The sequence below is a fragment of the Acetobacterium sp. K1/6 genome, from assembly GCF_034438075.1.
Taxonomy (GTDB): domain Bacteria; phylum Bacillota; class Clostridia; order Eubacteriales; family Eubacteriaceae; genus Acetobacterium; species Acetobacterium carbinolicum.
This window is the reverse complement of sequence record NZ_JAXQGA010000016.1, coordinates 40,625-57,369: the sequence shown is the minus strand read 5'-3', so window position 1 is coordinate 57,369 and position 16,745 is coordinate 40,625. Positions and strand designations below refer to the sequence as shown.

The window sequence follows — 16,745 nt, the reverse complement described above, 5'->3', positions numbered from 1 at the left end:
TTTATCGTAAATAGTCGCTCTTAATTCATCTGGTCATCATTTATGCTATCCAAAATAAATAGCATAAGCCGTTCGACTCGGGGTGGTCAGTCCCATTTCAGTAACAGAAACACCGATCTCATCTTCAACATTCTCAAATAGGTCAAAGATCTTCTTCCCGGATTCCAGACGAAATCCCTCTTCACCAGGGTAGATACAGTCCAATATCTCAACGCCGTAACGACTTTTTATATCACGAATCAATGTTTCTCTGGCAAATTCACAGGCAAAATTACAAAGTTCCATAATAATGTACTGATCCAGCAGATTTTCGCGGGAAAAACAATGATCTTCGATTTCTGAACCGGCCGTGACAATATTCGGAAAAACATAGGTTGCCTTGGAAATCTTCTCAACGCCAACTTCACTTTCAAAAATAACGCCATCCAGCGTGAAGTGTGTAGCATCAATGATTCTCGCTTCGGAAACCCGATATAAAACCTTCGGTAGAGGAATGTTTCTTGCCGTTTCAAGAATCCGTTCAATCGGCAACGCCCGTTTTGATCCTTTTTTCATTCGAATATGTTCATAAAACGCGCCTTCGTTCAAGAAAAACCCCAGGTTTGTCATTGTTATGCTGCTCATCTTCACACACTCACTCCTTCTAATAAGCTCGGGCGAAGTAGACCATTTTCTGCGCCGGCTTGCCACAACATACGCATTTGCCTTCGAACAATACTTCCTGTTCATCGTCAAAAGGAATACAACGGATCGATGCCCCGGTATCTTCTTTAATCTTGTCTTCGCAGCTACGGTCACCACACCACATCGCTTTAACAAAACCCGGATTTTCTTTTAAATTTATTTTAAATTCATCGATATTTTCCGCCGTTGATGTTTTTTCTTCCCGCATTTTCAACGCTTTATTAAACAGGTTCGCCTGAATTTCGGTCAGCAATGCCTCTACCGCCTGGGTGATATTATCCAGACTAACCGGGATTTTTTCACTCGTATCACGACGGGCAAGGACACATTGGCCCTTTTCGATATCCCGGGGACCGATTTCCAGCCGGATTGGCACGCCTTTCATTTCCCACTGATTAAACTTCCAACCAGGAGAATAGCCGTCCACATCATCAACCTTGACTCTAAAGTCTTTTCCCAGGGCTTTGCCAATTTCCCAGGCTTTGTCCAGGACGCCTTCTTTATGTTGGGCAACTGGAATAACAACCACTTGAATCGGGGCAATTTTCGGTGGTAAAACCAGACCATTATCATCGCCATGAACCATAATGACACCGCCTATTAATCGCGTTGACACCCCCCAGGAGGTATGATAAGGAAAGGATTGCTCATTATTTCGATCCAGATAGGTAATTTCAAAGGCTTTGGTAAAATGCTGGCCCAGATTATGGGAGGTGCCGGATTGGAGCGCCTGACCGTCATGCATCAGCGCTTCCATCGTATAGGTTGCATCGGCTCCGGCAAATTTTTCTTTGTCACTTTTTCGTCCCACCACCATTGGCATGGCCAGATGACTTTCTGCAATTTCGCGATAGATTCCCAGCATCTGCATGGTTTCTTCCTGAGCTTCTTCGGGGGTCTCATGGAGCGTATGGCCTTCCTGCCATAAAAACTCAGAGGTTCTTAAAAATGGTCGGGTTGTTTTTTCCCATCGGACAACCGAACACCATTGATTATACAAATATGGCAGTTGGCGGTAGGAATTCAGCCACTTTGAGTACATGCTGCAAATAATTGTTTCTGAAGTGGGGCGCACCGCCAATCTTTCAGTCAGTTCTTTTCCGCCACCATGGGTTACCCAGGCTACTTCCGGGGCAAACCCTTCCACATGTTCCGCTTCTTTGGTTAAAAGGCTTTCCGGAATTAATAACGGGAAATACATGTTTTCATGCCCAGTTTCTTTAAACCGTTTATCATAGGCGCCCTGGATCAGTTCCCAAATAGCATAGCCATAGGGTCTGATTACCATAAACCCTTTTACCGGAGAATAATCCACCAATTCTGTTTTAGATATGACATCCGTATACCATTGGGGAAAATCTACTGCCATGGGGGTAATTTCCTTGACTTGATTTGTCTGTTTTTTCGCCATTTTATTTCTTTCTCAGACTTCGTCTGTTAAACAAAAAAATCACCTGCGCAAGCAAGTGATTTTTAGTGGTTATCGAGTAATTATTTTACTTCGACGCTTCCGCCAACTTCTTCAATTTTAGCTTTAATCTCAGCAGCTTCTTCTTTAGTTGCAGCTTCTTTAACTGGTTTTGGAGCTTCGTCAACTAATGCTTTTGCTTCTTTTAAGCCTAAGCCAGTTAATTCACGAACAACTTTGATAACTTTGATTTTTTGATCGCCGGCAGCTGTTAAAATTACATCAAATTCAGTTTTTTCTTCTGCTTCTTCAGCAGCACCGCCACCAGCAGCTGGAGCAGCCATCATTGCCATTGGAGCAGCAGCGCTAACGCCAAATTCTTCTTCTAATGCTTTAACCAGTTCAGATAATTCTAATACGGTTAAACCTTTTACGTCTTCAATTAATTGTGTTACTTTTTCACTTGCCATTTTATAAAACCTCCAAATATTCTTTCTTTAATTTATTTTTCAAATTATGCTTGTTTTTGTTCTGCAATCGCGTTTAATGCGACAACCAATCCACGCATGTTTCCGTTAAGTACGTTAACAAAACCTGAAATTGGTGCGTTTAAGCCACCAAGAACCTTGGCAACCAATACTTCACGTGGTGGTAATTCTGCAAGATCCAAAACGCCTTTAACGTCTAAAACCTTACCGTCTACCATACCTGCTTTAATTTCTAATGCTTTATGCTTTTTTGAAAACTCGCTAAGTAGTTTTGCTGGAGCAACGGGATCGGTATCACAAAACGCAATGGCCGTTGGTCCGACTAAAACGTCAAGAAAACCTTCAAAACCAGTTTCTTTAGCTGCAAACCGCATCATTGAGTTTTTATACACCTTGTAGTCGATACCTGCGGCCCGAGCCTGAGCACGTAACTCAGTCACTTCTTCAACGTTCAAACCACGATAGTCGACAAGAACAGCTGTTTGAGCATTTCTAAGTTTTTCGGCAATTTCTTGTACAACAACTTGTTTTACTTCAATCTTTGGCATGTATTATCTGCACCTCCTTTTAAAAATCGTATCAAAAAAGCTCACTCCACAGCGTGAAGAGAGCTCTATTATTTAATAAGCTTTTTCTCTTCAACCTCGGTAGGATTTACAAACCTACTGTCTATGGATGAATGTGTCTTTAACAACGACGTTATTGTATCATTTGTCATTTTCTATGTCAAGTCGTTTCAAAGTTTATTTCAAGTAATAAACTCCTAGATTTTGCCTGTGTTGATTTTAACTCCAGGACTCATGGTACTTGCCAGCGTAACACTTCTAAAGTATTGACCCTTAGAAGCAGCAGGTTTTGCTTTTTTAACCGTATCCAATAATACCGTCAAGTTTTCTCTTAAAGCTTCTTCCGTGAAAGATGCTTTACCAATAATGACATGAATGATATTGGTTTTGTCTAAACGATACTCAACCTTACCGGCTTTTGTATCCGCAACTGCTTTTGCAATGTCCATGGTTACTGTTCCTGATTTTGGGTTTGGCATTAAACCTTTAGGTCCTAATACACGGCCTAAACGACCAACCTTCCCCATCATATCTGGAGTTGCAATCATTATATCAAAATCAAACCAGTTTTCTTTTTGAATTTTATCGATCATATCGTCTTCACCAAAGAAATCCGCACCAGCTTCCTCAGCTTCTTTTAATTTATCGCCTTTGGCAATAACAAGAACCTTAACACTTTTACCGGTACCATGTGGCAGAACGATTGCGCCACGAACCTGTTGATCTGCATGACGTGAGTCAACACCCAATTTTACATGCAATTCAATAGTCTCATCAAACTTTGCTGTCGCAAGTTTCTTAACCTGTGCAATGGCTGCATCCAGTTCAAATAACTCTTGCTTGTCAAAGCTTTTTACCAAATCCTGATATTTTTTTCCTTTTTTCATCTTTGCCTCCTTGTGGTAATAGCGGTTTCCCTCCCACTTAAGGTGTTTCTACCTTCTAAAATTATTCTTCGATTGTGATGCCCATGCTACGGGCGGTTCCAGCGATCATTCTCATCGCTGATTCTACAGATGCTGCGTTTAAGTCAGGCATTTTTAATGTTGCGATTTCTCTTAATTGTTCATTTGTAACCTTAGCTACCTTGGTTTTGTTCGGTACGCCAGATCCAGACTCAATACCAGCAATTTTCTTTAACAGAACGGCAGCTGGTGGAGTTTTGGTAATAAATGAATAAGATCGATCCTGATAAACAGTGATTACAACAGGAATAATCATCCCTGCGTCATTTGCAGTTTTTGCGTTGAATTCTTTACAGAATCCCATAATATTAACCCCATGTTGACCTAATGCAGGTCCAACTGGTGGTGCTGGTGTTGCTTTACCGGCAGGAATTTGTAATTTAATCATACCAATTACTTTTTTTGCCATGATAACACCTCCTTCATTTTATTATAGTTTTTTTCTCCTAATGGAGTAGCATGAAGAATAGTTTTTCCTTAAGTGTTTATTTTTTCTATTTGTTCAAATCCCAGTTCAGCGAGGGTATCTCGACCAAACATGGAAACATTGACCTTAACCTTTGATTTCTCGGCATGTACTTCTTCAATCACTCCAGTGAAACCTTCAAGTGGTCCTTCAATGACCTTCACTTCGTCGCCGACATGCATACTAATTTCCACACGTTGCTGACGAATGCCCATACTCTTTAGTTCAGCCTTGGACAATGGGACAGGTTTTGAAGCAGGACCAACAAACCCGGTAACACCACGGGTATTTCTGACAACATACCAGGAATCATCTGTCATGAACATTTTAATCATGACATAACCTGGAAATAGCTTCTTCTCTTTAACGACCTTTTTGCCGTTTTTACTTTCCACTACTTCTTGTACGGGGACCTGAACCTCAAGGATCACATCCTCCATATTTCTGTTTTCGACGGTAGCTTCAATGCTTGCTTTAACCTTATTCTCATATCCCGAATAAGTATGTGCAACAAACCATTGAGCCTGTTCTGGTTGATTAGTATCCATGGTTCTCCCTTACCTAAATGTTCATAAATAACGCGGCAAGTGCACCTAATCCTGAATCAACAACCCAAACGAGAAAAGTGAATATCCCAACAATCCCAGCAACAACGCCGGATTTTTTAAGTAATTCATCTTTAGTCAACCAAGTTACTTTTCGTAGTTCATGATGAACGCCTTTAAAAAAGCCCACCATTTTTTGAAAAATGTTTGGTTCTTTACTTTTTTCGCTTGACTTTTTTGGAGTTTTTTTCTCATTTTTTGCCGTTGATTGAGGCGTTTTCTTTTCCTCTTTTACCAGGTTTACTGCCTTATCATCGGTTTTTTGTGCCTGTTGTTGGGTGTTTTCTTTTCCTTGTTTACTACTGGCATTTTTAGTTTTCTTATTAGTTGCCATGATATTCCTCTTTATCCATTATTTCGTTTCTTTATGTGGTGTATGCTTCTTGCAAAACTTGCAATATTTGTCCACTTCTAAACGATCAGGGTTATTCTTCTTGTTTTTCATGGTATCGTAATTTCTTTGCTTGCATTCTGTACATGCTAAAGTAACTTTTACTCTCATTCCAGCACCTCCTACATCCTTATATCAACACCCGCAGGAACACGCAGGCACACGTTCCCTATTTTCATAGTCACTAACATAGAATACCACGAGAACCTGATAATTGTCAATAAAAACATTCAGAATAGTCAATGATTTTCTTAGTTACTGGCAAAAAGAATATGATTGCTTTGGTCCAAATAAAAAAAAGCCCAGCCTTTTGGACAACATTAAAATTATATCAGCAACGCCGCAATTAATCAAGCAGCTTTTATTGTTTTTCTATTTTTAATCCCCAATAATCACAACCAATGATGTTCCCATCAATATCGACCGCATCCGGCATATGCCCCCATAACTTGAAGCCATGTTTTTCAACGAGTTTACGGCTACTGACATTCGTGTCGAAAATAACCGCAATCAAATTTCTGAAACCTATTTCATCGGCAGACTCAATCGCCCGTTGCATCAGCTTCGAGCCGACGCCCTGGCGGTGAAAACGGCTATCAATATAATAACTGATCTCGGAAGTAAACCGAAAGCCCTCCCGTCCAGCCCGAAATTCGGTCAAGGTAATCCAACCAACCACATCACCCGCGAGCTCTGCCACAAACATTGGGTGCCGTGGTGCCGAATGGTGAACAAACCAATCTTTTCGGATTGCCATGGTTGCCGGCGCAAGTTGGGCCGTAAATTTCCGGGCGGCAATCGCCTCATTTAAAATTTCCAATACCCGAGGATAATCCTTTTCTGCTACTAATCGTATGTTCAACTTAGTCAACGCACCCCTGTTTGTAAAATATTTGTTATACCCGTTTCCGAACCTCATGTTTAGTCAAAAGTAAATCGATCGTGCAACCGCTACTTGCGTCCAATTTTTCCGTACCAGGCAATGATCACCGTGGCAATAAAAATTAACGCTACCACCCCTGCTGTTGTTATAATCGGCGAAAGAATGACACTGATCCAGGCAAGAATGACGGGAGAAACTAATGCAAATAATAACAGTAATCCAAAAACGATGAGATACTTTTTATAATTTTCCATACGATCTCCTTGATTAAACACGGCGGTTCCCACGATACAACTCTATGAAGTATAAACCTTGTTGTGATACTTTGCAATAGTTTTTATCGCACAAATAAAATTTTTACAAAACCACAAATTTTTAAGTTTTTCAGCAAAAAAACGGCTATGCCATCGTATTTTATTGTGTCGTTAGATCAGAATAGATGCAGCTTAGCTGAAGTAGATACCTCCACAAATCCCTGCGTCCATACATTGTATAAAAAATAAAAAGATCTTTCGTCAGACATTATTTTAAGTATAACATAAAAAATCAGACCAAAACAGATACAATATTGCATCTATTTCAGCCTGAAAAGTTTGTGCAATTAGTATAAAATAGATGCAATATCAAATAATAAGAGGATATAGAATCGTTTATTCATATGAATTATCAAACGAAACCGCTTCATCGAAGTCGTCACTGATGCTAGGTTCTTCAATATCGAACATTTCATCGTTAATGCCAAGGAGGTTAATCTGCAACGGGTAGCTATCCATAATTACACCGTCATAATAGATCGTTACGGAATAGCCTTTGTTGAGTGGTTTGCTGTAATCGGCGATATTGATACGAACGGCATCTCCAGAGCTACGGATATCTTCACCTTTATCGGGTGTCACGATGGCTTCGTCCCCATCAATGCTGTCAATTTTGCCTTTGAACTGCGCAACATCAAGCACTTCAGCATCATCAGTGATTTCACCTTCCAGTGCTGGTGCTGTTATAGGCATTTTCAACTCAACTTGGCTGTCTAGAATCGAATCTTTCGAGTTGGTGGCAACACAGGCGTAGGCGGTTAAACTGAGAGACATAACGCATCCAAGAGTCAGCAACATGATTGTTTTATTTTTTTTCACTGTTATTCTCCTTTTCGTTTTAATTTTAAGCATTTTGTTTTGCTTATGTCTTTTAGATGCGTCTGGCTTTGCGTTTTGTTGGCAATTTGTCTGAATTTCTAAAAAATATGATTAAAGCTGTTACCGACAACAAAAAGCATATACCGAGCCCAATAACCCACGCATCAATTATTGGTGATGCTGGAATATTGACGGGCGGCTCCATATCCATTTCTGGGATTTCAATGTATTCTGTATCAAATGCTCTAATTAGCTTATAAACAAAGCCTGTGCCTAGCATGATGACAAACGCAGCCATCGTAGAAATCGCAACACGCAGTTTTTTGATGGACATGTTGTATGTCCATTGAATAGTACCTATCGGCTTCTGCAGCATGTGGGATATTTCTTTATGACTCATACCACCCAACACCTTCAGCGTGACAATCTGCCGTTGTTTTTCGTTCAGCGATGAAATCAAAGTGTAGTAGTTTTCCATATCGATAAATTCCTCGATGCCCTTGTCAATCATTGGCAGTTTTTCAGCAACGGTGCTGATGTCGATAGTCTGCTTTTCCTTGCGGAGCAACATAAGCGCTTCATTTTTGACAACGGTATAGAGCCATGTCAACGCATGCGCTTGGGGGAATTTATGTGGTTCGAGAACAAATAGCTTAATTAGCGTATTTTGGACAGCATCCTTGCTCACCTCGTCGTTGCCGGTAATCGAATATGCGATGCCGTACATAATACGAAAATACTGTTCGTATAAAAGTTCGAACCCAGACAGTTCTTTGTTTTTTATCAAATCAAATATAGTTTCAATTTTGACAATATTCATTATTACCTCCTTTATCCTTATGCTGTTTAAATGCAGCATCATCGTTGTTTTGTTGGCTTTTTAAAAAAATATTTTTTTACTACTTTTTGTGATTCTGTAGAGCATGTGCTTATCGACTTAGGTACTTCTATGTAAAAAAATTTATTGTATTATCATTGTTGTGGAGAACAAAAAGGACGGCTGAAAACCGTCCTTAATTTTTCACTGTGACATTAGTACAAAATAGATGTAGGGAAAATCTTATTAACCCACAAAAAATAACTTATGATAATTTCATGTACAAAATAGGATACGGCATGCCTTGCTCGTCTACTTCAGTTCTCTTATAAACTTCAAATCCCATATGTTCATAAAATCCTTTTGCTTGTGGGTTTTGCTCATTAACTCCCAGCTCATTAATAAAATATTCCTTAATGCCATATTCAACTAATTCTCTGCCCAAACCATGCCCGCGTTCTTTGGGATGAATAAACAACATTTCAAGTTTTTGTTCATCTATTCCCATAAATGCAACCGAAACACCACGCTGGTTTTCTGCAACAATCAAATTTGGAATCCCTGCTAAAGCCTGCGGAACATATTTTTCAATATTGTCAATCTCCAAATCGGACAAAAATAAATGCGTTTCTTTCACCGAAGCTTTTCGCACTTTTACAAGTTGCTCTATCAGCATAGCATTTCGGTCTTTTACATTAATAATTTTCATTTTAATTCTCATTCGTTTTTATAAACAATCTCATTTGCATCATAACATAAAAAATCAGGTTAAAAAAGACGCAGACTGCGTCTTTTTTAACCTGATAATCGTGGTGCACCCGAGAGGATTCGAACCTCCGGCACGCAGTTTAGGAAACTACTGCTCTATCCACCTGAGCTACGGGCGCAGAAACACTGATTATTATATCAGATAGTCAAGTTTTTTTAAATAGTTTTTTTCTGGCAGCCATGGCTATCAAAAAAGGACACCACCTTTGGTATTCTTTTTCACATCTCTTTGATCTCGGATCGGTCACTTAATTTGTACCATAATACTCTTCCATGGTTTTTCCGCTCTTATAAATATCGGTAGCCACATCGATCCCTAAATAGCGCAGATGCCAGGGTTCATAGGCATAACCGGTAATATCGGTTTTACCCTGGGGATAGCGGACAATAAAACCAAATTTATGGGCATTCTCTTTGATGAATTGTCCTTCTGGCGTTGATCCAAAACTCTCCAGCAGATCAAACTCCACCGACGCACTTGTGACATCCATAGCTAAACCCAACTGGTGTTCGCTCATTCCCGGCCGGGCACTGACCAATTCGGCACCATCAACCCCATAGGTTTCCACATTCCAGGCATAGAGTTCAGTTTGGGTTTCATAGGAGCGATACCCGGAACAACAAAACAGTTCATAACCTTCAGCCTCAGCTGCTTCAAAAAGGTTCGTCAGGCCCGCGATCGCAACGCTTCGCAGTTGGGTATCCCGGGTCGATGGCAGATCAACCGTAACCAGATCAGCGGGTCGATAGTTTGACGAAATACTGTGGTTCTTGTTAACCAGTTTTGTTATACTGTCGGTGCTATTTATATCTGCAGACGATGCATTTTTTATTTCTTCTTTTGTTTCTGATGGCTGTTCAGTCACTGCTGCCTGGGAATTTACCGCTGTTTCACTTTCGTTTGCCACCGCTGTCGTCTGGGACTTCGTGTTGTTATCAGTCTTTGCCTGGTTATCATTGCGGTTCCAAAAACCGATGGTCAAAACAGTAATCATTAAAATCAGAATTGTCGCCAATCCACCACAAGCTAGCATAAAACGTTTCTTATCTTTTATTCGCATTTATTTACCTTCTTTTGCTTTTCGTTACTTTAATTATACCTCATCTATAAAAAACCACATAACTTTTTATTAAAAAAAGCCCCGAGAAAACGTATCATTTTCCCGGGGCTCCACTTTTGACTACGATTCCTTACAGCTGTCGCATCACTTTACTAATACGAAAAAAAACAGAACAAAAAGTCCTGCTTTCAAGCATGGGTTGTCATTAATTTTAAGCTATTATCGTGTCTTTAGAAACGCATTTTGGCTTCCATAATTTTCTTTTGTGCTTCACGCATCTTGTCAATTGCCAGAAATATTTCCCGGGACACCGCGTCTTTTGATGTACCCTGTAATTTCTCAGCCCACTCCCGATAGCCATCAATATGATCACCGGTGTGATTAATCCAATGGGCCAGCAACACCTTGAAAATATCCGCTTCCTTATCCATCTTTAATTTAGCATCCATCTACACTTCTCCTAAATTAAGTTCTTTTTTTATCAACGAAACGGCTTCTCGAATCTGGAGCAAGAGTGGTTTTTCTTCCAGTGAAACAATATGGTGATTTTCCGGCAGAATCGGAATATAGATTTTTAATCCATCGCTGTTTCCAATCGCTTCAACCATTCGTGGCGTGACTTCTCCCATCATCGAGTTTGGAATGGTCATCGCAATTGAGCCAATTATAAAATCCGCTTTTTTTACCGTGACCGCAATGGCATTTTCTCCGGTTGCACCTTTATTAGCGCCTTTTTTTAACATGGCCGCTGTGGCCAGTGCATTGGTTCCCAATCCATATATTTCAATATACGGCGGTATTTCATCTTTTAAAATACCGACAATTCGAGATCCAATGCCTCCTCCCATACCATCTAGCACAACAATGTTCATTGGCTAAACCGCTATTCCTTCAATAATAATTTTGTGGTTTAGAAGTTTTACTTCTTTGAGTTTGCCTTGAACAATTTTTGTACCACCCAATAAGTCAGACAGCGTTAAACTGCCATCGTCGTTTGGAACGATATCAACAACATAGTCCATTATCTTTGTTTCTCCTTCAGGAGTAATCATATAAGCTGAAGATTCACACATGTTCTTGGTCTCCTTTCTTTTTAATTTAGGCTATTTTAACACAGCCTACCCCTTAACACAAGCTTAAGGGGTGACTGTCATTCATTATAACCGTTTAGTCTTAATTACAACCATTTGTTACATAATGGGGTCCATGGTCAGAGCCGGGTGTCCCTTTGATTCCAGGAACTCCAATACCGCTTCGGAGTCGGTCGCAATGGTTTCATCGCAAACCATGTCAACGAAATTTTCTATCCCTGTTAATTCAAGTACGGCCTTATTTAGACGTTCTGCGACATCATCTTTTAATTCTTTTGGCATCCAGACAATTCGCGTTAGTCCGCCTTCAGCCGACATAAATTTCTTGGACCCGATAAAATGTCGGCCATGTCCCATAAATCCGGGTGTTTGAACGCCGCCACCAGTCATCGACGCCAATTCCCCAAAGGTCATCCCCACCGGTGAGATTTCGCCAAACTCACGGTTAACAATAACAACACCATTGGCTTCCGGCATGATCCCACAGATACATTCAAAACAACCGCAAGAAGTCATTGGATCTTCCAGGATTGAGTATAAGGTTACCCGCTCAACGGCCCCCTGCGATGCTGCCGCAACGGTTTTATTAACAGACTCCCAGATACCAATTTTTTCATCCACAGCAACACCTTTTTCAATCGGTTGGGATGGTCCGGCCGGATCCAATTCCTTGGTCGCTTTACTATCCAACCACGAAACAGCACCGCATAAGCCTAATCGTTCTGGCGTTACCACACAAACATGGCTCGGTGCAAACGACTGACAGAGGGTACAGGTATAGAAGGTATCAACGCTTTCATCGGTTAAGGCGTTTAAACGATCGTCCCGTTGGCTATAAATTGGTTTGACCACTTCTTCTTCAAGTCGGGCCACATCTTCCTGAGTCGTATAAAGCGTTACCTGACATTTATCGACAACGTTATCGAAGTCTGCCCGCATTTTTGCATACAATACTTCACCGATGTGTTTTAAGCGGAATCCTTTTTCATAAGCTTCTTTTGTTAAACGAATCCAGGCAATGTTACGTTGTCCGACATGCATGGCGCCATCGATGTAGTTGGTAAAGTAATGAATCCGTCGTTCTAATACCGATTCAAAATCCTTTTGCATACCTTTACCGGCAACTTCAACCAGAATACCTAAGGGTAACCGCACGACATCAGCACCTGCAAATTGGGCATCGTCAATTTCTGGACCAATTACTGTAATTTTATGATCTTCTATTTCACTTAATTCCGCTTCTCTTACCAATTCCCAGCATTTCGTTTTGTTGCCGCCAAATTCAGCAAACATGGTATCCTTACGGACACGCTCACCTTCAAACGCCGAGGCAACCGAAACGGGAACATCAATTTTTGTAACCTTGATCTTAATATCACGAGCTTCTAAAGAAAACTCAACTGTTTTAGCATGGTCTGCCTGGGTCATTAATGCACCCGGTACTTCCGGCACAGGGACGTCGGCAATCACCGGGAAACCCAGGGCAATCGCTCCCGCTCCCACCGAAACTACAACTTCATTTAATTCGCCAAAGGTATTGACAAAGGCCGGCACCCGTTCTTTGGTGTAGGTTAAAAATTCAGCCAGTTTACCAGGCTCGATGCCACCAAAAATAAGCGCCGCCCGAATTGCCACCGAGACAACATGAATGACAGAGGTCACTTCATGGCCCAAAGGAATGACACGATAATCCAGCCCCATCTTAACTCCGGCTTCCAGCGCCTGCTCGATGATATTACCAACCATAAAGGTCAGTAAACCTTTTTCCTGATAATCTTTTACAATCGCTGCTAATTCAGCAGGGTCTGAGGATTCCCCTAAAAGAACGGCAATCCCGGGAATATCGCCGGTTACCAGGGGCACGCCCAACGAACGAATAATGGGATCCGCCACAAAACCAATGCCCGAATCGTTGGCGTATGGATCACCATCAAGATATCGAATCGCCTCAATAATTTCAGCCCCAACCGCTGTCGCCAGTCCGGCGTTTAACGCTTCGCCCAAATCTTCTTTATTGGTGATCAAACTCTTAAGAATCCCAACTGCTGCCGGTAAATCACCCAATGTCTTTATCTTAACCCCTGTTGCGGCATAAATAATCGGTAAAAAATAGGCTGTATCGGGATATCCTACCGCGTGGCTCTCACCATATTTTTTGATGGCATCATCTACTGCACCTTCTGTTAAACCTGCCACCGCATTAGAACCAGCGTAAATCAAATCTGTCAAACTCATAACAACTACACACTTCCTTTTCTAAAGAAATTCAATACCTTCAGGCATTGGTTAACACTTTCACGGGCGACTAAAATAAAGCAACCGCCCATCAATTGTTTTTCTGCTTTATACGATTAGTTGCAAAATTTGCGTCTCAAGACGATGATCGCACTAGAAACGCAAACAGTAATGATTAGTTTAATTCTTTTTTTGCTTCTACGAGATGTTTATCTGCTTCGCTCATCAATGCAATTGCTTCGATAAGGGATTCAGCGACATCGTTTTTACCGAGTCGGTTCATTTTTTCAACCCAGGTATTATACTCCATCGCGTGATCCTGATTATGGGTAACCCAATGATCCAGCAATAAGCCTAATATCTCGACGTCTTTGTTTTCAACATCACCACCTTGGCAGCAACCGGCGCCATTTTTGGCATGATTTCCACAATGTCCATCACCATGCACGTGAGGATGGGGATGTTCGTGTCCATGGGGATGTTCATGACCATGGGCATGCTCCTGTGTTTCATGGGGATGGGCATGGTCATGCTGATGAGGATGGGGATGGGCGTGTTTATGGGTATGTTCATGCTCATGTTCTGTCGTATGCACATGTTCACTGCCATGATCATGGTCATCACTATGAGGATGACTGTGAGTATGGGCGTGTTCATGATCATGTTCGTGGATATGTTCATGCTCCTCATCACCAGCATGGGGATGAGCATGTTGATGATCATGACTGGTCGTTCCGCTATGAGGATGACCTTCTTCGTGGTCATGGTGTTCACCATGACGATGCAGTTCTTTATTATTACACATATTTTTTTCCTCCTGTTATACTTTAATTTGTGATAATTATAACACTTAATACTTAATAAAACTAGAATTTATCGGGAATTAATCTAAACTAGAATTGTTTTTATCGACTTAAAAAAAAGGCAGAACACATCTGTGCTCTGCCTTCAGGCATGTTACAAAATTCGACTTAAGTCAAATTTAATTACATAATTGGATCCATCGCCAAGGCTGGATGTCCTTTTGATTCTAAGAATTCTAATACTGCTTCTGAATCACTGGCAATTGTTTCATCACAAACCATGTCTGCGAAGTTTTCAATGCCAGTCATTTCTTTTACTGCTTTATTTAAACGTTCTGCAACATCGTCTTTTAATTCTTTTGGCATCCAAACGATTCGTGATAAACCGCCTTCAGCTGACATGAATTTTTTAGAACCGATCAGGAATCGACCATGACCCATGAAACCTGGAGTTTGAACCCCACCACCTGTCATAGATGCTAATTCACCGAAAGTCATACCTACTGGAGAAGTGTCAGGGAACTCACGGTTTACAATGATAACACCGTTAGCTTCTGGCATAATACCACAGATACATTCGAAACAACCACAAGAGGTCATTGGATCTTCAAGAATTGAGTAAAGTGTAACTTTTTCAACTGCACCTTGTGAAGTTTGAGCTACTACTTCATTTACAGAATCCCATGTTCCAAGACGTTCGTCAGTTGCTGTACCTTTAACGATTGGTTGGTTTGGTCCCATTGGATCAAGTTCTTTAGTAGCTTTAGCATCCAACCAGGACACTGCACCACAAAGACCTAAACGTTCTGGTGTAACAACACAAACGTGGCTTGGAGCAAATGATTGACATAATAAACAGGTGTAGAATTCATCAACACTTTCATCAGTTAAAGAACCCATTCGTTCATCACGTTCTGCATAGATTGGTTTAACTAATTCTTCGCCAAGTCGTTTTACGTCTTCAGCATTGGTGTAGATGGTAACTTCACATTTATCAACAACCTTGTCAAAGTCAGAACGCATTTTTGCGTATAAAACTTCACCGATATGTTTTAAACGGAAACCTTTTTCAAATGCTTCTTTGGTTAAACGGATCCAAGCAATATTTCTTTGTCCAACATGCATTGCACCTTCAATATAGTTTGTGAAGTAATGGATACGTCTTTCAAGTACGGTTTCGAAATCTTTTTGCATTTGCTTACCAGCAACTTTAACAACAACACCCATAGGTAAACGTACAACGTCTTTGCCTGCGAACATCGCGTCATCGATATCTGGTCCGACAACTGTAATTTTGTGATCTTCCATTTCGGCTAAATCACCAGTTGTTACAAGTTCCCAACATTCAGTTTTGTTTCCGCCGAATTCAGCAAACATAGTATCTTTACGAACACGTTCACCTTCAAATGCTGAAGAAACAGCAACTGGACAGTCGATTTCAGTAACTTTGATTTTGATGCCACGAGCTTCTAAAGAAGTAGCAACAACTTTGCTGTTGTCTGGTTGATTTAATAATAAGGTTGGTACTTCATTGATATAGGTTTCTGTGATTGCTGGGAAGCCTAATTCGATGGCAGCAGCACCGGCAGCAATAATTTTGTTATCCCATGGTCCAAATACATTTACAAACGCTTTAACACGGTTTTTTGTATAAGTTCTGTGAGCCAGGAAGTCGCCTGGAGGTGTCGCACCAAAGATTAAGCTGGCACGAATTGCAACCGATACAACGTGGATAACAGATTCAATTTCGTATCCCAAAGGAATAACACGAAGGTCGATACCCATTTTAATTTTTTGTTCGATAGCCTGATCGATAACTTTACCAACCATAAAGGTTAATAAACCTTTGCCCTGGTAATCTTTAACGATCGTTGCCAACATTTCAGCATCTTTACATTCGCCGATAATAACCGCAACCCCTGGGATGTCTTCGGTTACAAGTGCAACCCCGAAGCTACGAACCTCAGCATCGGTGAGATGTCCTAAACAACGGGCATCAGTAGTATTTAAATCTTCGACGTGACGACCTTCGTATGGAAGTTCTTCATAAACATATTTAATTGCTTCAATAATTTCTGCACACATTGCCGCAGCTGTTCCAGCATCTAAGGCTTCCGCCAGATAGTTAGTTCTGTTAATATGTTCTTTAGTCAGTGCTAACGCATCTTCCAGTTCACCTACATTGGTAATTTTTTTGCCTGTGATGGCATAAATACAAGGTAAACCATAGGCAGTACCTGGGAATTTCACTGGGGTTTCTTTTCCCTTTTCAGCAACGACTTTGGCTACCATTTCTTCAGCACGTTGTAGGTACTGAGCTTGGCCGTCGTAAATTATATCAAAAAGATTCATATTCATATGGACTTTTTCCTCCTTAGATT

General features: G+C 40.9%; 21 protein-coding genes, 1 tRNA gene and 1 other annotated feature. All 22 genes read right to left on the bottom strand.

The window, feature by feature from the left end; all coding sequences use genetic code 11:
- Nucleotides 1-45: 45 nt before the first annotated feature.
- Nucleotides 46-624, bottom strand: coding sequence for a hypothetical protein (locus tag U2P91_RS13515; RefSeq protein WP_111889295.1), 579 nt, complete (start codon nt 622-624; stop codon nt 46-48).
- A 19-nt stretch (nt 625-643) separates the two neighbouring features.
- Nucleotides 644-2,095 (bottom strand): proline--tRNA ligase, encoded by a 1,452-nt coding sequence (gene proS, locus U2P91_RS13510; RefSeq protein ID WP_111889294.1) that lies wholly within the window; start codon nt 2,093-2,095, stop codon nt 644-646.
- A gap of 80 nt (nt 2,096-2,175) precedes the next feature.
- Nucleotides 2,176-2,562 carry a 50S ribosomal protein L7/L12 gene (rplL, locus tag U2P91_RS13505; RefSeq protein WP_111889293.1) on the bottom strand — a complete coding sequence of 129 codons (387 nt, stop codon included), beginning with the start codon at nt 2,560-2,562 and terminating at the stop codon, nt 2,176-2,178.
- A gap of 44 nt (nt 2,563-2,606) precedes the next feature.
- Nucleotides 2,607-3,128: a 50S ribosomal protein L10 gene (gene rplJ / locus U2P91_RS13500; RefSeq protein ID WP_111889292.1), complete on the bottom strand. Its 522-nt coding sequence runs from the start codon at nt 3,126-3,128 to the stop codon at nt 2,607-2,609.
- A gap of 24 nt (nt 3,129-3,152) precedes the next feature.
- Nucleotides 3,153-3,273 (bottom strand) — a sequence feature (ribosomal protein L10 leader region).
- Nucleotides 3,274-3,343: 70 nt separating this feature from the next.
- Nucleotides 3,344-4,033, bottom strand: coding sequence for a 50S ribosomal protein L1 (rplA, locus tag U2P91_RS13495; protein ID WP_111889291.1), 690 nt, complete (start codon nt 4,031-4,033; stop codon nt 3,344-3,346).
- Between the two features lie 61 nt (nt 4,034-4,094).
- Entirely contained in the window at nt 4,095-4,520 is a 426-nt protein-coding gene (rplK, locus tag U2P91_RS13490; RefSeq protein ID WP_111889290.1) for a 50S ribosomal protein L11, read from the bottom strand.
- 68 nt (nt 4,521-4,588) lie between these two features.
- The gene (nusG, locus tag U2P91_RS13485; protein WP_111889289.1) at nt 4,589-5,125 is read right to left on the bottom strand and encodes a transcription termination/antitermination protein NusG; all 537 of its coding nucleotides are present in this window, start codon (nt 5,123-5,125) and stop codon (nt 4,589-4,591) included.
- Between the two features lie 13 nt (nt 5,126-5,138).
- The gene (gene secE / locus U2P91_RS13480; protein ID WP_111889288.1) at nt 5,139-5,516 is read right to left on the bottom strand and encodes a preprotein translocase subunit SecE; all 378 of its coding nucleotides are present in this window, start codon (nt 5,514-5,516) and stop codon (nt 5,139-5,141) included.
- A gap of 18 nt (nt 5,517-5,534) precedes the next feature.
- Nucleotides 5,535-5,684: a 50S ribosomal protein L33 gene (gene rpmG, locus U2P91_RS13475; RefSeq protein WP_014355470.1), complete on the bottom strand. Its 150-nt coding sequence runs from the start codon at nt 5,682-5,684 to the stop codon at nt 5,535-5,537.
- A gap of 250 nt (nt 5,685-5,934) precedes the next feature.
- The gene (locus tag U2P91_RS13470) at nt 5,935-6,435 is read right to left on the bottom strand and encodes a GNAT family N-acetyltransferase (RefSeq protein ID WP_162624554.1); all 501 of its coding nucleotides are present in this window, start codon (nt 6,433-6,435) and stop codon (nt 5,935-5,937) included.
- Nucleotides 6,436-6,524: 89 nt separating this feature from the next.
- Nucleotides 6,525-6,710 carry a hypothetical protein gene (locus U2P91_RS13465; RefSeq protein ID WP_111889286.1) on the bottom strand — a complete coding sequence of 62 codons (186 nt, stop codon included), beginning with the start codon at nt 6,708-6,710 and terminating at the stop codon, nt 6,525-6,527.
- A gap of 396 nt (nt 6,711-7,106) precedes the next feature.
- Entirely contained in the window at nt 7,107-7,589 is a 483-nt protein-coding gene (locus U2P91_RS13460; RefSeq protein ID WP_322519794.1) for a hypothetical protein, read from the bottom strand.
- Nucleotides 7,590-7,641: 52 nt separating this feature from the next.
- Nucleotides 7,642-8,409, bottom strand: a complete 768-nt coding sequence (locus tag U2P91_RS13455; protein WP_162624553.1) for an RNA polymerase sigma factor — start codon at nt 8,407-8,409, stop codon at nt 7,642-7,644.
- A gap of 262 nt (nt 8,410-8,671) precedes the next feature.
- A complete protein-coding gene (locus U2P91_RS13450) occupies nt 8,672-9,115 on the bottom strand; it encodes a GNAT family N-acetyltransferase (RefSeq protein WP_111889283.1) in 444 nt (147 codons plus the stop codon).
- 101 nt (nt 9,116-9,216) lie between these two features.
- Nucleotides 9,217-9,293, bottom strand: a tRNA-Arg gene (locus U2P91_RS13445).
- A 129-nt stretch (nt 9,294-9,422) separates the two neighbouring features.
- A complete protein-coding gene (locus tag U2P91_RS13440) occupies nt 9,423-10,235 on the bottom strand; it encodes a M15 family metallopeptidase (RefSeq protein WP_111889282.1) in 813 nt (270 codons plus the stop codon).
- 230 nt (nt 10,236-10,465) lie between these two features.
- The gene (locus tag U2P91_RS13435; protein WP_111889281.1) at nt 10,466-10,684 is read right to left on the bottom strand and encodes a hypothetical protein; all 219 of its coding nucleotides are present in this window, start codon (nt 10,682-10,684) and stop codon (nt 10,466-10,468) included.
- The gene (locus U2P91_RS13430) at nt 10,685-11,107 is read right to left on the bottom strand and encodes a DUF3842 family protein (protein ID WP_111889280.1); all 423 of its coding nucleotides are present in this window, start codon (nt 11,105-11,107) and stop codon (nt 10,685-10,687) included.
- A gap of 3 nt (nt 11,108-11,110) precedes the next feature.
- Nucleotides 11,111-11,308: a CooT family nickel-binding protein gene (locus tag U2P91_RS13425; protein WP_111889279.1), complete on the bottom strand. Its 198-nt coding sequence runs from the start codon at nt 11,306-11,308 to the stop codon at nt 11,111-11,113.
- Between the two features lie 117 nt (nt 11,309-11,425).
- Nucleotides 11,426-13,561, bottom strand: coding sequence for an acetyl-CoA decarbonylase/synthase complex subunit alpha/beta (acsB, locus tag U2P91_RS13420; protein ID WP_111889278.1), 2,136 nt, complete (start codon nt 13,559-13,561; stop codon nt 11,426-11,428).
- A gap of 175 nt (nt 13,562-13,736) precedes the next feature.
- A complete protein-coding gene (locus tag U2P91_RS13415; RefSeq protein ID WP_111889277.1) occupies nt 13,737-14,366 on the bottom strand; it encodes a hypothetical protein in 630 nt (209 codons plus the stop codon).
- 181 nt (nt 14,367-14,547) lie between these two features.
- The gene (gene acsB, locus U2P91_RS13410; protein WP_322519804.1) at nt 14,548-16,716 is read right to left on the bottom strand and encodes an acetyl-CoA decarbonylase/synthase complex subunit alpha/beta; all 2,169 of its coding nucleotides are present in this window, start codon (nt 16,714-16,716) and stop codon (nt 14,548-14,550) included.
- Nucleotides 16,717-16,745: the final 29 nt, after the last annotated feature.